18 protein-coding genes are annotated in these 18,223 nt (G+C 42.7%); 9 read left to right on the top strand and 9 right to left on the bottom strand.

The window, feature by feature from the left end:
- The first annotated feature begins 15 nt into the window (after window positions 1-15).
- Window positions 16-219: a hypothetical protein gene (locus BM266_RS13775; protein ID WP_093410717.1), complete on the top strand. Its 204-nt coding sequence runs from the start codon at window positions 16-18 to the stop codon at window positions 217-219.
- A 64-nt stretch (window positions 220-283) separates the two neighbouring features.
- On the opposite strand, the gene phoU is transcribed toward BM266_RS13775, so the two are convergent.
- The 6 genes from phoU to BM266_RS13745 all read right to left on the bottom strand — a co-directional run bounded on the left by phoU (window position 284) and on the right by BM266_RS13745 (window position 5,726).
- Complete coding sequence (gene phoU, locus BM266_RS13770) at window positions 284-967, bottom strand: phosphate signaling complex protein PhoU (protein WP_093410715.1); 684 nt, start codon at window positions 965-967, stop codon at window positions 284-286.
- A 12-nt stretch (window positions 968-979) separates the two neighbouring features.
- Complete coding sequence (pstB, locus tag BM266_RS13765; protein ID WP_093410714.1) at window positions 980-1,780, bottom strand: phosphate ABC transporter ATP-binding protein PstB; 801 nt, start codon at window positions 1,778-1,780, stop codon at window positions 980-982.
- On the bottom strand, window positions 1,781-2,635 hold the full coding sequence (pstA, locus tag BM266_RS13760) for a phosphate ABC transporter permease PstA (RefSeq protein ID WP_093410712.1): 855 nt from the start codon (window positions 2,633-2,635) through the stop codon (window positions 1,781-1,783).
- Window positions 2,628-3,506 (bottom strand): phosphate ABC transporter permease subunit PstC, encoded by an 879-nt coding sequence (gene pstC / locus BM266_RS13755; protein WP_093410710.1) that lies wholly within the window; start codon window positions 3,504-3,506, stop codon window positions 2,628-2,630. Before pstC ends, pstA begins: the two co-directional genes overlap by 8 nt.
- 63 nt (window positions 3,507-3,569) lie before the next feature.
- Window positions 3,570-4,508 (bottom strand): PstS family phosphate ABC transporter substrate-binding protein, encoded by a 939-nt coding sequence (locus BM266_RS13750; protein ID WP_093410708.1) that lies wholly within the window; start codon window positions 4,506-4,508, stop codon window positions 3,570-3,572.
- 12 nt (window positions 4,509-4,520) lie between these two features.
- On the bottom strand, window positions 4,521-5,726 hold the full coding sequence (locus tag BM266_RS13745) for a porin (protein ID WP_093410707.1): 1,206 nt from the start codon (window positions 5,724-5,726) through the stop codon (window positions 4,521-4,523).
- Between the two features lie 14 nt (window positions 5,727-5,740).
- Between BM266_RS13745 and BM266_RS13740 the strand changes: the two genes are divergently transcribed.
- On the top strand, window positions 5,741-5,962 hold the full coding sequence (locus BM266_RS13740) for a hypothetical protein (protein ID WP_093410705.1): 222 nt from the start codon (window positions 5,741-5,743) through the stop codon (window positions 5,960-5,962).
- Between the two features lie 70 nt (window positions 5,963-6,032).
- Here the strand turns inward: BM266_RS13740 and BM266_RS13735 are convergent, their stop codons facing one another.
- Entirely contained in the window at window positions 6,033-7,097 is a 1,065-nt protein-coding gene (locus BM266_RS13735) for a transporter substrate-binding domain-containing protein (RefSeq protein ID WP_093410704.1), read from the bottom strand.
- Window positions 7,098-7,236: 139 nt separating this feature from the next.
- On the opposite strand from BM266_RS13735, the gene BM266_RS16965 reads away from it, so the two are divergent.
- Window positions 7,237-7,374: an SOS response-associated peptidase gene (locus BM266_RS16965; protein WP_139220653.1), complete on the top strand. Its 138-nt coding sequence runs from the start codon at window positions 7,237-7,239 to the stop codon at window positions 7,372-7,374.
- A 12-nt stretch (window positions 7,375-7,386) separates the two neighbouring features.
- Here BM266_RS16965 and BM266_RS13730 read toward each other — a convergent pair whose 3' ends face one another.
- Window positions 7,387-8,076 (bottom strand): arylesterase, encoded by a 690-nt coding sequence (locus BM266_RS13730; protein ID WP_093410702.1) that lies wholly within the window; start codon window positions 8,074-8,076, stop codon window positions 7,387-7,389.
- Between the two features lie 69 nt (window positions 8,077-8,145).
- Between BM266_RS13730 and BM266_RS13725 the strand changes: the two genes are divergently transcribed.
- The 3 genes from BM266_RS13725 (at window position 8,146) to BM266_RS13715 (ending at window position 12,042) form a co-directional block, all read left to right on the top strand.
- Window positions 8,146-8,832, top strand: coding sequence for an ABC transporter ATP-binding protein (locus tag BM266_RS13725; RefSeq protein ID WP_093410700.1), 687 nt, complete (start codon window positions 8,146-8,148; stop codon window positions 8,830-8,832).
- Window positions 8,829-11,387, top strand: coding sequence for an ABC transporter permease (locus BM266_RS13720; protein WP_245760453.1), 2,559 nt, complete (start codon window positions 8,829-8,831; stop codon window positions 11,385-11,387). The genes BM266_RS13725 and BM266_RS13720 overlap by 4 nt, the downstream gene beginning before the upstream one ends.
- Before the next feature lie 196 nt (window positions 11,388-11,583).
- Window positions 11,584-12,042 (top strand): hypothetical protein, encoded by a 459-nt coding sequence (locus tag BM266_RS13715; protein ID WP_139220652.1) that lies wholly within the window; start codon window positions 11,584-11,586, stop codon window positions 12,040-12,042.
- A gap of 484 nt (window positions 12,043-12,526) precedes the next feature.
- Here the strand turns inward: BM266_RS13715 and BM266_RS13705 are convergent, their stop codons facing one another.
- A complete protein-coding gene (locus BM266_RS13705) occupies window positions 12,527-13,849 on the bottom strand; it encodes an OmpP1/FadL family transporter (protein WP_093410696.1) in 1,323 nt (440 codons plus the stop codon).
- Between the two features lie 424 nt (window positions 13,850-14,273).
- Between BM266_RS13705 and BM266_RS13700 the strand changes: the two genes are divergently transcribed.
- From BM266_RS13700 to BM266_RS13690, 3 genes are all read left to right on the top strand, one after another.
- Window positions 14,274-16,937: a cation-translocating P-type ATPase gene (locus BM266_RS13700; protein ID WP_093410694.1), complete on the top strand. Its 2,664-nt coding sequence runs from the start codon at window positions 14,274-14,276 to the stop codon at window positions 16,935-16,937.
- Window positions 16,938-17,320: 383 nt separating this feature from the next.
- Window positions 17,321-17,872, top strand: coding sequence for a hypothetical protein (locus tag BM266_RS13695; protein ID WP_093410693.1), 552 nt, complete (start codon window positions 17,321-17,323; stop codon window positions 17,870-17,872).
- Window positions 17,873-17,949: 77 nt separating this feature from the next.
- Window positions 17,950-18,223, top strand: a 274-nt coding sequence (locus BM266_RS13690) for a transposase (protein ID WP_139220651.1), incomplete at its 3' end; no start/stop codon positions are given.

Here is an 18,223-nt window from a genome sequence, read left to right as displayed (position 1 = left end):
AATGATATTTATCATTTGCAGAAGGGAAGTCAGCAGGTTGAGTTCGGGGGAATTGAAAATGTGGGAGCAGTCTTCATCCCGAAGGCTTTCGGGATGTATCGGGAACTGCTTGATATTACGAACTCCACAACACTTCCCGATATTCCCGATAATATCGGGACCCGCTGGACATCGGGACCTTCCGAAGTCAACAATAGTTTTAATCACACTGTTTTTTAAAACAAAAAAACCGACAGGAAGGCCTGCCGGTTTTTGATATAAATCGATTCTGAAAATATCAGATTTAGTCTTTGCTACGTCTTACTTTTTTCTTCTTGCGGTGTTTCATCACCTCGGCTTCGCTGTAGAAGATAATCTCTTCTGCGATATTGGTAATAAGGTCTCCTATGCGTTCCAGTTTCTTGATCACCGAGAAGAGCAGCAGGAACTGGTTGATAAGCTTAGGATCTTTTTGCACTTCTTCAGAAATAATTCCGAAGGAGTCCATATTGATCTGGTTAAGAGTTTTATCTTTCTTAAACACCTTTCTGGCCATTTTGGTATCCACCTCCTCATAGGAATCGGTGATATCTTCCAGCATAGAAAGCGCTGCATCGAACATTTCCTCAACCCGCATCATTTCAAGAACTTTTTTGTCTATGGGCGTGTCGAGTTCCACGATATATTTAGAGATCCCGTAGGCATGATCCCCTACTCTTTCCAGATCGAAATTTATTTTCCGCAGGGCCAGGGCAAACCGCAGGTCGCTGGCAACCGGATTATGAAGGGCGATGAAGCGCTCACAATCGCGGTCTATTCTAAGATCAAGAGCATTCACCCTGTTTTCAGTATGAATCACCTCTTCTGCTAATTCACTGTCGTGAGTAAAAAAGGCTTCCCGGGTGTTCTCCAATTGTTTGTTACAAAGTTGAAGCATTTCAAGCCCGGCCTGATTTAAAGCTTCTTTATGTTGATCTAAACTTATCATAATACGTGTTTTTTATCCGAACCTACCTGTAATATAATTCTCTGTTTGCTGTTTTTCAGGATTTGTAAAGAGTTTTTTTGATTTATCGTACTCTATTAATTCCCCAAGATAGAAAAATGCGGTGTAATCGCTAATCCTACCTGCCTGTTGCATATTGTGTGTTACGATCACAATCGTGTATTTCTGTTTCAGCTCGTAGATGAGTTCCTCGATCTTTGCCGTTGAAAGCGGATCGAGTGCAGAAGTAGGCTCATCCATTAAAATGATGGAAGGCTCTACCGCGAGGGTACGGGCAATACAAAGCCGTTGCTGCTGTCCACCCGAAAGAGCCATCGCCGATTTGTTGAGATCGTCCTTTACCTCATCCCAAAGGGCCACCTGTTTCAGAGAGTCCTCCACTTTTTCCTTCAGGTACTTTTTATCCTTTATGCCCTGTATCTTCAGGCCGTAGGCTACATTCTCATAGATAGATTTTGGAAAAGGATTAGGTTTCTGAAAAACCATTCCCACCTGCTTCCTCAGTTGCTCTACGTTCACCTTCTTTTTATAGATATTCTCACCGTCTATCAGAATTTCACCTTCCATCCTGAAGCCGTCCACATAGTCGTTCATCCTGTTAAAAAGCCTGAGAAAAGTAGACTTTCCACAACCGGAAGGACCTATAAAAGCGGTAACCTTATTGGCCTTGATCTGCATATCTATGCCCTTTATAGCCTCAAAATCGTCATAAAAGACCTTTACTCCTTTGGCTTCCAGTTTATGCACTCGTTTAATAGATTTATCTACAATATTATCGTTCACTTGTTGCGTCATTTATCCTAATTTTTTCTGCCATTTATTTCTGAAGAAAACAGCTATTCCATTCATCAGGAAAGTTATTAATAATAAAATTATAATCGCTGCGGCGGCATTTACTTCAAAGCCCTCTTGCGGTCTTGAGATCCAGTTAAAGATCTGAATAGGCAAGACCGAAAATTCATCCATTGGAGATTCCGGAGCAAATGGTACATAGGTTAGGGCCCCTATCACGATAAGCGGGGCGGTTTCTCCTACTGCTCTTGAAAGCGCAAGAATAACCCCGGTTAGTATCCCTCCAAAGGAGGCCGGCAATAACTGCCGGGCGACGGTTTGCCATTTTGAAGCTCCCAGGGCAAAAGAACCATCTCTCACCGATTGAGGCACTGCTTTTATCGCCTCCCTGGTAGAGACTATTACAATGGGCAGGATGAGCAAAGCCAGGGTAAAACTCCCGGCCAGCACACTGGAGCCCATTTCCAATATACGTACAAAAATTTCAAGTCCCAGCAAGCCATAAATAATTGAGGGCACCCCCGCAAGGTTGGAGATATTCACTTCAAGCAGCGACGAGAGCTTGCCTTTTCTGGCGTATTCTTCAAGATAGATCGCAGCAGCTATTCCCAATGGCAGTGCGATAATGGTAGTTAGAACCAGTACCCACACACTTCCCATAAGGGCGGTATAAATCCCGGCTCTTTCCGCCTTACGGGAGGGAAGGCTGGTAATAAAGTCCCAGTCAATTCTTTGCAGACCGTCTATGAGAATAGAACCTATAAAGATAGCAAGTAAAACCAGTCCTAAAAGAGTACAGGCTATTCCCCAGAACTTAAAGATCTGATCTTTGAGTCGGTTGGCTTTTATATTATTCATATTTCTCCCTGAATTTTTTCCTGATCTTATAACTAAAAGTATTAAGCAGGAAGGTGAAAATGAACAGGGTGATCCCTGCTGCGAAAATAGTTCGATACTCCAGGCTGCCGTGTTCCACATCCCCCAGGCTCACCTGTACAATATAGGCAGTAATGGTTTCTACGGGCACGGTAGGGTCCATCGTTAAACGGGGTTGTTGGCCCGCTGCGATAGCCACGATCATCGTTTCCCCAATCGCCCTGGAAATAGCCAGGATAATAGATACAATTATTCCGGATGAGGCTGCAGGCACCAAAACCCTGAATGAATTTTGAAGTTTTGTAGAGCCCATTCCGTAGGCTGCTTCCCGTAAAGAATTTGGAACGGCATGCAAAGCATCCTCACTCAGGGAAGAGACAAAGGGGATAATCATTATTCCCATTACCAAACCGGCTGATAGAGAGTTAAAACCCGAAAGTCCGGGGATAAAACTTTGCAGAAAAGGGGTTACCACCGTTAATGCGAAAAAACCATAAACAACGGTTGGAACGGCTGCCAGTAATTCAAGGGCCGGTTTTATTGATTTTCTAAAGCTTCGGGGTGCGTATTCACTTATGTAAATGCTAATGCTAAGACCAACAGGTACCGCAAAGGCAATAGCAATAAAAGAAGTAAGCAAAGTACCGGAAAGCAGGGGCATAATCCCAAAATGCTTATCGGTAAACAATGGAGTCCATTGCGTATCGGTAAGGAAATCAATAATAGGAACTTCCCTGAAGAAATTCACCGCTTCCAACGAGAGAACCAGGATAATCCCCAGAGTAATCAGGATGGTGATCAGCGCGCTGGTTAGCAGGCTCTTTTCGATAAAGACCTCTTTAAATTTCCGCATATAAAATTATTATATGGAAAATCCGGACCCTAAAAGGATCCGGTAATTTCCTTAAAGATTATATTATTCTGCCTTATTTTGCTCAACAAAATTACTAAACTTCTTTCTTTCTCTTTTATATTCTTCCTCTGTTAAGGGAACATAACCAACATCTTTCAATAGAGAAGGTACTTCTTCAAGATAAAACTCCATAAAGTCTATCACCTTAGGATTATTCTGAATAGAAGAACTATTCACATATACAAACAAAGGTCTTGAAAGCGGCGCGTAAGAACCATTGCTCACTGTTTCTGCAGTAGGCTCAACACAACCTTCTCCTCCATCTACGCCAACTAATTTAAGTTTGTTGCTGTTTTCTGCGTAGTAAGCCAATCCAAAGAAGCCAAGGCCGTATTTATCTCCGGAAACACCCTGTACCAGGACGTTATCATCTTCACTGGCGGTATAGTCTCCACGGCTGCTACCACTTTTTCCATTGATAGCTTCGGTAAAATAATCGAAAGTACCAGAGGCTACTCCGGGACCATATAAATGGATCTCTTCATCGGGCCATTCAGACCTGATCTGGTTCCAACGTTTGATCTTCCCCTGGGCTGCAGGTTCCCAGATCGTTTTAAGTTCTTCAACTGTAATACAGTCTAACCAGTCATTTTCAGGGTGAGCTATAACGGCAAGGCCATCATAAGCTACCTCGAGTTCAATGAATTTAATGTTGTTCTCGGCGGCTATAGCTTTTTCATCCTCTTTAATAGATCTGGAAGCATTGGCAATATCTATATCACCACGGCCAAATTTTTGAAAACCACCTCCGGTACCTGAAACCCCAATGGTTACATCTACTTCTGAATCTTCATTTCTGTATTCTTCGGCTATTGCTTCAGTTACAGGATAAACTGTACTTGAACCATCGATGGAAATGCCGGAACCACTGCTATCCTTCTTATTATTTCCGCAGGCAAACATCAGGAATGCCATTGCGCTTGTAAATAGAATTTTTTTCATTGTTTTTTAGTATTAAAAGTGAAAATCAATTTGAAATCTAAACATTAAACTATTGTCTATATCATCCTCATAATTATTGAGGCTAAGGTCGGTTTGTACTTTTAGTTTGTGCCCCACAATATATTTTGAAAGCCCAAGGGTGTACTGGTCCTGAATTCCAAGACCGCTTATTCCAGCAGCTTTATCAAGACTGGTGTAACGCCCTGTAAGCTGAAAGTTATTCTTAAATACATATCCAGTTTGCAGGTTAAAACCTTCCCCTACATTTACGACATCTCCGGTAGGGGTACCATCAGAATTCACCGCTTGAGCTTCATCGGCAGTACGTTTGGCATATTCAGCCATAACCGACCAGCCGCGGTATTTAAACATAGCATCCAGGAAAAGAGTTTTGATGTCGGTTTCAAAAAGTCCGGCATCGGTTTCCATATAAGCTCCGGAGTTGGACCTGGTTCTAACCGCATCGTTATTGTAGTCATAGGCCACTCCCACTCCAAGTTTAGGTTCCGGTTCTCTTTTAAGATCGGCTCCTTTGTAGTCATCGAAATTTCCAAAAGGCAGGGCTTCCAACCTTCCGGTGTATTGAAATCCACCTTCATTTCCAGTGGTCACATTTCTACCTTCCCCCTGGGAAAAGGCCAGGGCTTCCTTAATAATAAAGTCGTTACCCAGGTCAATAAAATGGTGCAGTTGAACTCCCATTTCCCTATCGACGTTGAAACGGCTATTCACCAGAGAACGATCTACAGTCTCCAGGTTCGCCGAAGAGATTACCCTTTCGCGGTTCCCCGGAAGCTTGGTTTGACCAGCCCAGAGTTCGAAGTTCTCATAAAAGTTCCATTTAAGTACCGCATCAAGAATGTAACGTGGAGTATTACCGGTATATTTTGAACCACCCGAAATATCCCGGTTGGACAGGCCTATTTCTATCTTATATTCAAGTTTTGGAGTTAAGGCAAATCCACCGAATTTTAACCGGGAACGTCTAATCAGCATATTAGATTCTCCGGTTTCGAAATCTTCGTAATGAGGAAATTCCCACTCGGAAGTATATAGAGACTGAAATCTCGCGGCAAAACTCATACTATAGGAGCTATCTTTTGCCACAATATTAATAAGGCCTTTCCCGAAGGTGTTTTCTGAAAGGTCTTGTGATTGCATATTAAGTGATGCCAATAAAATAATAGTTAAGGTCGTTAGGCCTTTTCTGATTTCCATAATTTTCTTTGTTTTTGTCACTGCAAATAACCAACCTTAATGTTAAGCCAAAGTTAAGTGCAAATTATGGTTCAGTAAAAAGCAAACTGCTAAAATTAAAAAAAGGTTGCCTGGCCGAGGCAACCTACATACATCTCAATCGACAAAAACAAAGATGGTATGAAATCCTGAATGCATATCAGAAGTACAAATATGCCGTAAATGCAGCAATACTGTGTAAAGCCAAGGTTATCTAATTTTTAATTTTAAGGATATAGAATCCTATGTCCAGGTTTCCGGGACCTAAATTTCTGATAAAAAGGCTATTTAATATTCTTCCAGGAGATTATTCCACTCCAAAGTTTTTAGGGTGCCTACCAGAATTGGATCTATTTTTTTAAGCAAGGGAGAGCCCTTTGGGAAACTGTAGCCGTAATAATCCCTCTTAAGCGTTTGCTGCAGCACTTCGAGTTCGTCACCCAGGTCTCTTCGGTCTATCTCATATTTAAGGATAGGCTGGTCGTATACAAAAAGGCTTGACTTTCCGTCTAAAATATCCTGAATCCCCTGCCTTTCGTCAGCAACCTCTTCGGTTTTAACAGCATATTGATCGAGCAATTCCAGGGCACTGGAACCGGTTACGGTAACCACATCAAAGCGCTTGAGATCCTCTACCGAGGTTATCTCATCAGAAATACTCTGTACGGTTAGAGAAGAAGCGATTCCCGCGGTAAGCCCCGAAATCATAACTATAGCCATAAACATCCAGATAAGCCCGATAAACCTACCGCCGAAAGTCCTGGGGGCTTTATCCCCATAACCAACAGTGGTCATCGTAACCGCACTCCACCAGAATCCCTGAAGGATTCCGCGGGCTCCCGGACCAAACTCCTCTTTGTTCTTCTTATGTTCAAAGATCCAAACCAGGAAACCAAAAAGCAGGATAACTCCCAAAAGGATCAGGATACCTTTTATGAAATTCCAACTAAAAAGATTGGCCAGATAAGTCCATATCATGGTTTCACTCTTTTTGGCAACCCCGGTAAACGAAATAAAATAGGGCTGAGAGAAATCCATTCGTTGCATCCGCAAATCGGTAACCGTAACGGGATTGATACTAAAATCTACTTCCCCTTTCTCCACGGCATCCATCAGGCCTATCAAAGAAGGATAAGCCTTGAATTCATAATCGGCGCCAAGCTCTTCGTTGACTAGTTCCCAGGATGAAATACTTAGCCCGGAATATTCCCCATTATCTTTTACTACAAAAGGAGGAGTTTCGGTGATCCCTATCTGTAGTTTTTCACTTGTGGAAGCCAAAGTGTCCTGGGCATAAGTTTCTGCGGAAAAAAATAAGCCAATAAAAAGAAGGAGTTTCAGATATTTGATCATAACAGGAAGTCGGATTTTTGACAAATTAAAGAAAATTATTTTGGCAATCGGGCTTAATAAGGTTTAACCGGTTGTTGTGCCAATGATTCGGGATCTATTCCAGCTGGACCAATCCTGAAACCAATGAGCCAATGACCTGATGAGTGAAATTCACAACAGTAAGAAACGCGTGCCCGTAGTTTTAAAAAAAGAAGATCGGCAGACCTGGCTTAGCGGCCAGGAAATTTCCGCTTTTGCTTTTCCCTATGAGGTGAAGCTGAATGCAACGGCTGTTTAGAAACAGCCGGACTTATTCCGGTAATTCAGACTCCAGAACTTCCCAAACATTTTCAGCCATTATTTTCTGACCTTCGGCGGTTGGGTGAATTCCATCCTGCTGATTCAGATTTGGAATTCCGGCAACATCTTCCAGGAGAAAAGGGATCATTTCCAGATCGTATTCTTCAGCCAACTCAGGGAAAATATTTCGGAATTCGGAGGTATATTCCTCGCCCATATTCGGCGGGATCTGCATTCCAGCAAGAATGATCCGGGTATCGGGATTCTTTTCCCGCACTATCTCTATGATCTCCCGCAAGTTCTTTCGGGTTTCTTCCAGAGGCACGCCCCGAAGACCATCGTTCGCCCCGAGCTCCAATACAAAAACATCTACGTTTTGGTTAAGCACCCAATTGATCCTGTTCCTTCCGCTGGCTGTGGTCTCTCCACTTAATCCGGCATTCACCACTTCATAATCAAGCCCCAGAGAATCTAGTTTCTGCTGAATCACGGCCGGATATGCCTGTTCCGGTTCCAGGCCGAGGCCTGCGGTGAGACTGGTTCCGAAGAAAAGGATAGTTTTTTCTTCCTCATTTTTCTGTGGAAGATCGGTTTCAGCAGTTTCTTCAGCAGGTCCTTTTTCCTCTTTTTCTGCGGATTCCCCGCAAGAGGTAAGGAGTAAAAAGGATAAAAAAATCGTCAGGATAGGCATGTTTCTCATAGCAGTGGGATTATAATCAAAATCATTTCTTTATTTTGTGAGATCGGTAAAAAAATTATACGACCTAAGATGGCAAAGATATTAAACGTACAGCAGCTGGAGAAAAGCTATTCCAGCGGATCAAAAAGATTAAAGGTTCTGCAGGACATCAGCTTTGATATTGAAGAACGGGAAAGCTTTGCCATTGTTGGGCCTTCGGGAAGTGGAAAAACCACCCTGCTTGGGCTGTGCGCGGGTCTGGACCAGGCCGATTCCGGCAGGATAGAACTATGCGGTACAGATCTAAGCGATTTAAATGAAGATGAACGGGCCGTTTTGCGGAATCGCCGAGTAGGCTTTGTATTCCAGGATTTCCAGCTGCTGCCAACGCTTACGGCACTGGAAAATGTAGCCGTACCCCTGGAATTACAGGGAGCTAAAGATGCGATAAAAACCGGAAAAGAGTTGTTGGAAAAAGTTGGTTTAAAAGACCGGATGGATCATTATCCTTCGCAGCTCTCCGGTGGGGAGCAACAACGGGTGGCTCTGGCGCGGGCCTTTTCCACCAAACCTTCCATCCTGTTTGCCGATGAACCCACCGGAAACCTGGATGCCGTAACCGGAGAAAAGGTGGTGAAACTTCTTTTTGAATTGAACAAGGAAGCCGGTACCACCCTGGTAATCGTCACCCACGACCTGGAACTCGCCCAAAAAACCCAGCGAATCTTAAGACTTAAAGGCGGAAGAATAATCTCCAAAGAGACTTCTGCATCATGAGGGAACTACAAAATAATACTTCCAGAAAAGCGAACTTCGGGTGGCTTTTAAAAATGGCCTGGCGGGACGGAAAAGCCAGCGGTCGCAAGCTTATCCTGTTTATGGCCTCCATCGTACTTGGAATCGCGGCGGTGGTGAGTATCCAGTCTTTTGGAGAAAACCTTAAGAATAATATCCAGTTGCAATCCAAGGCCCTGATGGGTGCCGATTTCAAAATAGACAGTAACAATCCGCCGAATGAGCGGGTAACAGAAATAATGGATTCTCTTGGCGGGCCCGATGGAAAAGAGATCAAATTTGCTTCGATGGTAGCTTTTGAAAAAAGTGGTGCTACCAGGCTTATGCAGGTTAGAGGAATTGATGGAGACTTTCCTTTTTACGGAGCTTTGGAGACGAGTCCGGTTTCGGCGGCCGAGCAATACCAAAAACAGGGATCAGCGCTTGTAGATGCTACCCTGATGCTTCAGCTGGGAATAGAGGCCGGAGACACTATAAAAATAGGTGAGGTGCGTTTGCCTGTGGCGGGTGCTCTACACTCGGTCCCGGGCAGTACCGCGTTCTTTAGCTCGGTGGCGCCACCGGTAGTTATTCCTTATCGATTTATCGAGGAGTCGGGACTGGTACAAACCGGTAGCAGGATAGATTATGAGTTTTATTTTAAAGCCGATCCGAAAACCGACCTGGAGAAAATGGACAAAGACCTTGGTCCAGTGCTGGACCTGGAAGACGCCGATCTTGATACCCATACCTCCACCAGCGACAGGCTGGGCAGGCGTTATGAGAATTTTGGTAAGTTCCTGAACCTGGTTGCCTTTATCGCCCTTTTACTGGGATGTGTGGGTATTGCCAGTGCTATAAACATCTATATCAAAGAAAAACTTCGGGCAGTAGCCGTGTTGAAATGCCTAGGGGCAACCCGAAGACAAAGTTTCCTTATCTTTTTGATTCAGGTAGCCTTTATGGGCCTTTTAGGCGGAATCGCAGGTACAGGAGTGGGACTACTCTTACAGCAATTGTTCCCTCTCTTTTTGCAGGACTTGCTACCGGTTGATGTACAGGTAAGTCTGGTGCCACAGGCACTTCTAATGGGAGTTTTGCTAGGAGTATTCATGTCGGTGCTGTTTGCACTTTATCCTTTAATGGGGACACTTTATATCTCCCCGCTGCAGGCGCTCCGCGTGCAGGAGAATGAAACGTCGAGATCACGTAAGGCCATAGTATTTGTCTCTCTGGGTATCTTCATATTCATATTTCTTTTTGCTTTCTGGCTGCTCAAGGACTGGCAATATTCTCTTGCTTTTGTAGGTGGAATTCTTGTAAGTTTCTCTATTCTGGCGGGAGTTGCAGCTTTGTTTATGAAAGCCATAAGAAAATATTTCCCCCACTCCTGGGGTTTCCCGGCTAGGCAGAGCTTGCTAAACCTGTTCAGGCCCCAAAACCAGACCTTGATCCTTATCCTGGCCATTGGGGTTGGAAGTTTTCTCATCAGCACGCTTTATTTCAGCAAAGACCTCTTGCTGGCCCAGGCTTCTCTTGAAACCGAGGCCGATAGTCCTAATATGATTCTGCTGGATGTACAAACGGAACAACAGGATTCAGTTGTAAGTACTATAACAGGCAACAATGCTCCATTGCTTGATAACATTCCCATCGTTACCATGAGGGTACAGAGCATAAAAGGCAAATCGGTTAATGAAATAAGACAGGACACTGCTTCAGGGGTAAACCGATGGGTATTGAACCACGAGTTCAGGACCACCTACCGCGATTCCCTTATTTCTTCAGAAATAATAGAGCAGGGAGAATGGAAATCCGCATCAGATAATGAGGGAGATATACCAATAAGCATCAGCAATAATTTTGCTGAGGATGCCAAGGTAGGCCTGGACGACCAGGTAACTTTCAATGTCCAGGGGGTATTGCTCAATACCCGGATAGGCAGTGTGAGAAGTGTAGACTGGAGCAGGATGCAGCCAAATTTTTCCATCGTTTTTCCTGTAGGCGTTTTGGAGGAAGCACCACAGTTCAGGGTAATCACCACAAAAGTAGCCGATGAAAGTTCATCTGCAGCCTTGCAGCAGCAACTGGTAAAGAAATTCCCGAATGTTTCCATCATAGACCTCCGGCAGGTACTCGGCGTTATTGAAGCTTTGCTGAACAAGATCTCCTGGATCATCAATTTTATGGCCTTCTTCAGCATACTTACCGGAATAATCGTGCTGATTGGTGCAGTGAGAACCAGCAAGTACCAACGCATCAGAGAAAGCGTACTATTAAGGACCATTGGCGCAAAAAGCCAGCAGATCCTGAAGATCGCGGCACTGGAGTACATCTACCTGGGTGTTTTAGGAAGTCTTTCGGGTATTCTGCTCTCCCTTATCAGCAGTCAGTTACTGGCGTGGCTGGTCTTCGAATCCAGCTTTGTTCCTTCCTGGGTTCCTTTTCTCATACTTTTCCCGGGCATTGTCTTGTTAGTGGTTTCAATAGGATTAGCCAACAGTACAGGGGTTATCAGCAAGCCGCCGCTTGAGGTTTTGCGCCGGGAAGGAAGATGAGTTCCCGAAGAAAAAAATAATGTTTCAGAAATTAAACTGGAAAGTTAACAAAAACATAAGGCTATTCATTAGCTCAGTAAAACTTTGTACCTTCATTGTTATCAATTGTTTACGCTGTATTATTAGAAGTTGAGGGAGCATATATTTATGGTCTTTCAAAAGAAACAATGAAAATTAACAACCAAAAATGAGTATTATGAGAAATTTAAAAGTAAGACTAAGCACAGCATTGAGTATGTTATTAATGATGGCTTTATTTACCTCCTGCGATCAAGATCGCAGCGTTAATCTGGCTGAAAACGAAGAACAGCGGGAGGAAGTTTATCAACAGATCTTAAATGATGAAGAACTCTTCAATGAGTTTATGGAAGAAATGCGGGGAAATCGTGGTTCCATGGATATGATGCGGCAGAACCGGCCTATGATGCGCAATATGTACGGCCGCCAACAAATGCAAAATATGATGAAGAACGATCCTGAAATGATGGATTCCATGCGAATGAATATGATGACCATGTTAGAACAGGATACTACTATGCAATTAACGGAAGCCAAACGGGAGCGAATGGTGCAGCATATGGTAAGAATGATGGAAAGAGACAGCGCAATTCAGGCCAGGGTAAAAGAAAGAATGCAGGATATGGAAAGCAATTAATTGATCCTGAAATTTAACTTATGGAAGGGAGAGTTTTCTCCCTTTTTTTATGGGCTTAAGCGAAAGAACTTCAGTTTAAAAATCCAAACAAAAATGCACCCAGCAAAAAGAGAAATATTGCCAAAAGAAAAGCCGCCAACATTAAGAAAAGATAAGTGTACTTCTTATTAGGATTCAGGGCCACAAAAGGTTTGCATAGAGTATTAAGACTCTTGTAGAGCCCAAGTTTCAATTTTAAGATCATATTATTCATCACCCATTTTCAAAAGTTAAAATTACCTTAACATAATCGACAAATATAAGTGGATTTTCACATAATTTTAAGAAAAATTAATAAGAGATTTGTTTAAGCACTTAAACCCGGATTTTAAAAAGGCTGAACAACCGCAGGAACACCTAAACCAGAAATAATAAAAGGCTCAGGCAGATTATCTGACTGAGCCTTTTGGCAAAGTAAAATTAAATTCATTGCGACACCCGCAATCTATTGCTGAGCTTTAGCATTGAATTTATAACTAATTCCTAACATCACCATGTCCGTGGTCATCTCATAAGCCACCTCACTTCCCGGGATGGCTCCATTGGGAGGATAATTTTGTACGAACATGGGATTAAGCAATGGTCCTGCGGTACGGCCATCGCTTGCACCGTGGTGGTAAACCGCATCCAGATTAAAGTTTTGATTAATCTGATAGCTTAAACCAAACATAACGGAAGTTTCAATAATTGCCGTTGCTGGAATATTAAAAAATGCAATCTCTTCCGGAATAGGATTTGAACTATAGGTATAACCCACCCGTAAAGGCAATTTGTTAATTCCTTTATACTGAATTCCTGCAGAGATCACATCCATATTTTCCCAGCCAAAGCCTTTCACCGAGGCATTCTGAGTCCATCCGGTTTCAGAAAAACCATCGGTGTTTTCATAATCTACCATACGGTAATCCAGGGCCAGATCGAAATCGCCTGCAGAATAGCCTACACCCAGGGAAAGAATGGCAGGATAGTCCATTCTGAACTCATTGGTAGAAGTGGAATTATCCAGATAAGTATTCTCAAATTCGAAATCGCTGAAGTATTGCCTGGTCTTATAAGAAGCTCCGGCTTTAAAGCCTAGCTGGGAATCATAAAAAAGCCCTACCTGTCCACCGAAACCTATAGCCGAAGCTTTATCGGCACTGGGATATCCCGCTGCAGTAGGATTAGCTGTTGGGTTTGGCAAAAGTTCAAGAGCTGAATAGTTAATAGTTGGATTTATGCCGATAGAAAAATTGTTAGAAAGTTCGTAAGCATAAGCGATCCCTCCCTGTAGCAACATATAATCTGATTCGATATGACCGAAACCTCCCATACTTTGAGGCATACTAATCGGGTTGCTCATGTTTTCAGGGAAGTCCACCCCAAAGCCAGAAATTCCGTAGAGAAAGGCACCAAAAGTATGCCTGCTGTCTTCCTTACCCCATACCATAGCCAAAGCTGGCATTGGGGAAGCTGCACGGTCGTCTTCGGTATACCCGCTGTAGAAGTTCCCGGTGGGTTGACCTGTTTCATCAAACTCAGGCACCGTAGAATAGAGTTCTGGAGCCGAATAGAATAAGCCGAGGTCAAATTTGATGATTTTTTCGTCAAATGTGGAAATTGCAGCAGGGTTCCAATGTAGTGCACCTGAAATATCAAGAGGTTGCCCTGTTGCGGCACCGCCCATAGACATGTTTACGGCGCCCATTCCCTGCATAATGTGTCCGGCCTGGGAAAAGGCAAAAGCCGAAAACAGTAAAAAGCTTAGATTAAGAATATTTTTTATCATAGTTGAAAAATTAGTTGATAGAAGAGGATTTTTAATAATACCTAAAAAGTCTGAAATCCTCAATAAACAAACAGTATTCAGGTAATTAAAGGTACTTCTAATTCACCTATAAAATTTATGATAATCGTCAGTTTTTGATAAGATAATTCAGTTAAATAACTGAAAACCATATTTTTACATTATCAGTATCCAATGTTATTGCCAGATAACTTTTTTTTTCGTATAAACCCCTAAACAGCAACTTTTAAATTCTGTCAAAAACAACTTTTTATTCTGCTAATTTCGTATTTTAGAACAGGCAAAACTTGCATTTTATCAGCTGTTAAGATGATTGCCTCCCCACTTACCTACTCTACAATCGGCCTTAAATGATGACTGACTTCATCATTTAAGGCATTTAAAGCAACAGGTATAATTAAATAAGATGGCAGAATTTCACTGGCACCATTACAGCGCAGAAGAGAGTCTTAAAAAGCTCAATGTTAGCCCCGCAGGACTTTCTTCAGAAGAAATCCCTGAAAGGATGGAAAAATACGGCAGGAATACACTGCCCTCTGCTAAAAAACTCACCTTATTCAGGATCATCCTCAACCAGTTTTTAAGTCCGTTGATCTATGTCTTGCTGGTCGCTGCGGTAGTTTCTATAGTGCTCAAAGAATATTCAGATGCCGGTTTTATAATCATCGTTCTTCTTATCAATGCCATCATAGGTGCTTTTCAGGAATGGAAAGCCGAGGCAAAGGCTTCGGCCCTGGAACAAATGATAAAGCTAAAAGTGCGCGTAAAGCGAGATGGGAGAAGTTTTGTAATTGACGGGGAAGACCTGGTTCCCGGCGATATTGTAATTCTGGAGTCGGGTAATAAGATCCCGGCCGATATCAGGATAATCAGAGAGAATAATCTTACCGCAGAAGAAGCTATCCTTACCGGGGAGTCCCTGGCCATAGATAAGATAAGTGAACCCCTGGAGGAGGAAAATATTCCCGTAGCCGAGCGATTCAATATGTTATTTGCAGGGACTACTATCAGCACGGGAAGAGGAACCGGCCTGGTAATCGCAACCGGAAAAGATACAGAAATAGGGAAAATTGCTTCCTCCCTTAAAGAGTTAAGCATAGGGAAAGCTCCCCTGGTAAAGCGGATGGAAAAATTCACCAAACGCATCAGTACAATAATCCTTATAGCAGTTATTTTGCTGGGTGTATTGGGTTATTACAGTGGAATACCGATTAAAGAGATATTTTTCTTCGCAGTGGCGGTGGCTGTTTCGGCTATTCCGGAAGGGCTGCCTATAGCGATGACCGTTGCTCTTTCCATAGGAGCTTCCAGGATGGCAAAAAGGAATGTCATCATTAGAAAATTAACCGCCGTTGAAGGTCTGGGAAGCTGCACATTTATCGCTACCGATAAAACAGGCACCCTAACGGTAGACCAGCAAACAGCCCGGGCAATCGTTCTTCCCGACAAACAGATTTTTAGCCTTACCGGAGAAGGTTATAACGGGGAAGGCAAGATCAAGGATGAAAATGATTCCGAAATCAATTTTGAAGCCACGAATGATCTTAGGAAAATTATAAGCAGCATAACAATTTGCAACGAAGGTGAGCTATTTAAAAGCAACAGTGACTGGAGCTATTCAGGAGACCCTATAGATGTAGCCTTGCTAAGTATAGCATACAAGGGAAATTCCTCACCAAAGGAGCTACTTCAGAATATAGAAAAGATCAGCGAAATACCTTTCGAATCAGAAAGACAATACGCAGCGGTCTATTATAAAGAAAACGGGCAATTGAAGATTGCCTATAAGGGTGCGGTAGAAAAGCTACGTCCAAAAATAAACGAAGAACAGTACCGCGAGCTCCTGGAGGAATCAGTGCGCTATGCCCAGGATGGGTACAGGATCATAGCTGTAGGAGGAGGAGATGTAGACGAGGTAAAACCGGTAGATGAATTACCGGAAATGGAATTTCTGGGGTTCATCGCCCTTATCGATCCCCTTAGACCACAGGCAAAACCAGCGGTGGAGGATTGTTACCGGGCGGGAGTTCAGGTAGCTATGATCACCGGAGACCATCCGGAAACGGCGCTGTCTATTGCAAAAGAGATAGGAATCGCGAAGGGTCCGGATGAACTGATAAGTGGAAACGAGCTGGAAGAAATCATTGCCGGGGGTGAAGATAACTTCCGGGAGATCTTAAAAACAAAATACGTGTATTCACGCGTTTCCCCACATCAAAAACAATTAATCGTAAAAGCCTTACGGGAATCAGGACATTTCATCGCGGTAACCGGAGACGGGGTAAATGATGCCCCGGCCCTAAAAACGGCAAACATCGGGGTAGCTATGGGTTACGGGACCGATGTGGCCAAAGATACAGCCTCAATTATTTTAAGCGATAATAATTTTGCCTCCATCGCTGCCGGAATTGAAGAAGGCAGGTTTACTTATTCCAACCTCAGAAAGATCATCTATTTATTGATCTCCACGGGAGCGGCCGAACTATTAAGCATAGGTATGGCCCTTATCGCAGGCCTACCCCTGCCCTTCCTGCCTGTGCAACTGCTATGGTTAAATCTGGTAACCAATGGAATACAGGATGTAGCACTCGCTTTTGAAGCCGGTGAGAAAAAGGTGATGACCCAGAAACCCCGAAAACCAGATGAAAGTATTTTTGATCCCCTAATGATCAAACAAACTTTGGTATCTGCTTCGGTTATCAGTATGCTGGCCTTTGGCCTCTGGTATCATTTACTCAATAACCTGAATTATGAGGAAAGCACGGCTCGCAATCTTATTTTATTATTAATGGTATTACTTCAGAATTTCCATGCGCTCAATGCACGTTCAGAAACCCGGTCGGCATTCAGAATTCCTTTAAGTAATAACTATATTCTCATTATTGGAATCCTGGCCGCACAGGGTATTCACATCCTTGCGCTGCACATTCCCTTTATGCAGGAGCTACTATCACTGGACCCGGTGACTGGAGGAGAATGGATCAAATTATTCTTCACCGCGACTATAATTCTTGTGGCTATGGAAATATTTAAACTCTTTCATAGGAAGCGAGGAGATAATTCTAACTGAAATATTCTGATTCACTCCAAATAAGCCGCTGATTTTCAAAAATTTTAAAACAACTTCAAAACGCACTCCCCCTAAAAGAGGGGGGATAAATCCCTTTTTTACGGTAATTATCTATTTATAAGCCTTTTAACTAATAAATCTGGAAAAATTTCACCCTAAAAAGGGATTGCGGGCAGTACTCTTTTCACCTACTTTTACATATAAGAAATTACAAGTACGCGGAAGCTAAACCCTTCAGCTCTCTGCAAGGAATTATCGGGAATCCTACCTCCCCGATTCAATTCAAAAGACTTTGAATCTTAAAATTCAGAAGTCTGAAGTCAACCCCATAACACGTATTTGACGATTAAAAACGGAATTATTAATCACTAAATATTATTGTTATGAAAAATTTAATTTTTTATTCGTTGTTGGTTTGCTTTATCGCAACCGCACAATCACAGGAAATTACCGAACTGGAAGAAGCCAGGGTATTTATGAACCCGGTTTCTGAGAAAATTATTGCTGGAGAAGCTGATGAATTCACATTTTCAGTAAAAGAGGAATACACAGGAGAGTTTATGCAAAATCCCATTGGATTTATGATGAATAATTTTAATGTCCTGAGTTTAATCGATCACCTCGATAAGGATTATGATTCTTATCTTGTTAGCTTCAGAACTACCAAAGGAGCTTTGAACGCTGAGTTCGATGATGAGGGAGAGTTAAAAAGACATAGACAGTCCTTTAAGGATGTTGTACTCTCCAGAAAAATTATGGCAGATCTATACCGAGATCATAAAGGCTGGGTAGCCGTAGGGAATAAATATATTGCCCGAGGTAACGGAGACAAGATTAAAAAAGCTTATTATAAAATAAAGCTGGTTAACGGTAACCGAAGTCAGACTATTAAAATTGAACAGCAAGCCGAAGATGGCAGACTTGCCATAGATTAAAAAATGTATTTAGAAGAGGCTGTCTAAAAAGGCAGCCTCTTTTTTGTATAATTAAGTGATCATGTTTATTTTTAAGCATGAGCAGCAAAGTAGTATTCAAGACTTACCAACAGGACCAGTTAAGTCTTCTTCCTCCCAGTTATGATGATTTAGTTCCCAAGAATCATCCCGTACGAATAGTAAATACAATTATTGATCATATAGACATCTCTGCTTTGGAGAAGAGCTATAAAGGTGGTGGCACTTCAAGCTATCATCCGCGGATGCTTCTCAAAGTTGTTATCTATGCCTATTTACGCAACATTTATTCTTCCCGAAAAATTGAACAAGCCCTGCGGGAGAATGTTCACT

Origin of the sequence: Salegentibacter flavus (assembly GCF_900115145.1) — a bacterium.
Taxonomy (GTDB): Bacteria; Bacteroidota; Bacteroidia; order Flavobacteriales; family Flavobacteriaceae; genus Salegentibacter; species Salegentibacter flavus.
Note: the sequence above shows the minus strand (reverse complement) of the source record. Positions and strands in the feature narration are given on the sequence as shown.

Excerpts from the sequence above, each read along its gene's own strand:
- BM266_RS13735 (WP_093410704.1), bottom strand. The coding sequence starts at position 7,097 with ATGATCAAATATCTGAAACTCCTTCTTTTTATTGGCTTATTTTTTTCC.
- BM266_RS13750 (WP_093410708.1), bottom strand. The coding sequence starts at position 4,508 with ATGAAAAAAATTCTATTTACAAGCGCAATGGCATTCCTGATGTTTGCC.
- BM266_RS13720 (WP_245760453.1), top strand. The coding sequence starts at position 8,829 with ATGAGGGAACTACAAAATAATACTTCCAGAAAAGCGAACTTCGGGTGG.
- BM266_RS13705 (WP_093410696.1), bottom strand. The coding sequence starts at position 13,849 with ATGATAAAAAATATTCTTAATCTAAGCTTTTTACTGTTTTCGGCTTTT.
- BM266_RS13730 (WP_093410702.1), bottom strand. The coding sequence starts at position 8,076 with ATGAGAAACATGCCTATCCTGACGATTTTTTTATCCTTTTTACTCCTT.
- phoU (WP_093410715.1), bottom strand. The coding sequence starts at position 967 with ATGATAAGTTTAGATCAACATAAAGAAGCTTTAAATCAGGCCGGGCTT.
- BM266_RS13745 (WP_093410707.1), bottom strand. The coding sequence starts at position 5,726 with ATGGAAATCAGAAAAGGCCTAACGACCTTAACTATTATTTTATTGGCA.
- pstB (WP_093410714.1), bottom strand. The coding sequence starts at position 1,780 with ATGACGCAACAAGTGAACGATAATATTGTAGATAAATCTATTAAACGA.
- BM266_RS13700 (WP_093410694.1), top strand. The coding sequence starts at position 14,274 with ATGGCAGAATTTCACTGGCACCATTACAGCGCAGAAGAGAGTCTTAAA.
- BM266_RS13715 (WP_139220652.1), top strand. The coding sequence starts at position 11,584 with ATGAGAAATTTAAAAGTAAGACTAAGCACAGCATTGAGTATGTTATTA.
- pstC (WP_093410710.1), bottom strand. The coding sequence starts at position 3,506 with ATGCGGAAATTTAAAGAGGTCTTTATCGAAAAGAGCCTGCTAACCAGC.
- BM266_RS16965 (WP_139220653.1), top strand. The coding sequence starts at position 7,237 with ATGAGTGAAATTCACAACAGTAAGAAACGCGTGCCCGTAGTTTTAAAA.
- BM266_RS13725 (WP_093410700.1), top strand. The coding sequence starts at position 8,146 with ATGGCAAAGATATTAAACGTACAGCAGCTGGAGAAAAGCTATTCCAGC.
- BM266_RS13695 (WP_093410693.1), top strand. The coding sequence starts at position 17,321 with ATGAAAAATTTAATTTTTTATTCGTTGTTGGTTTGCTTTATCGCAACC.
- pstA (WP_093410712.1), bottom strand. The coding sequence starts at position 2,635 with ATGAATAATATAAAAGCCAACCGACTCAAAGATCAGATCTTTAAGTTC.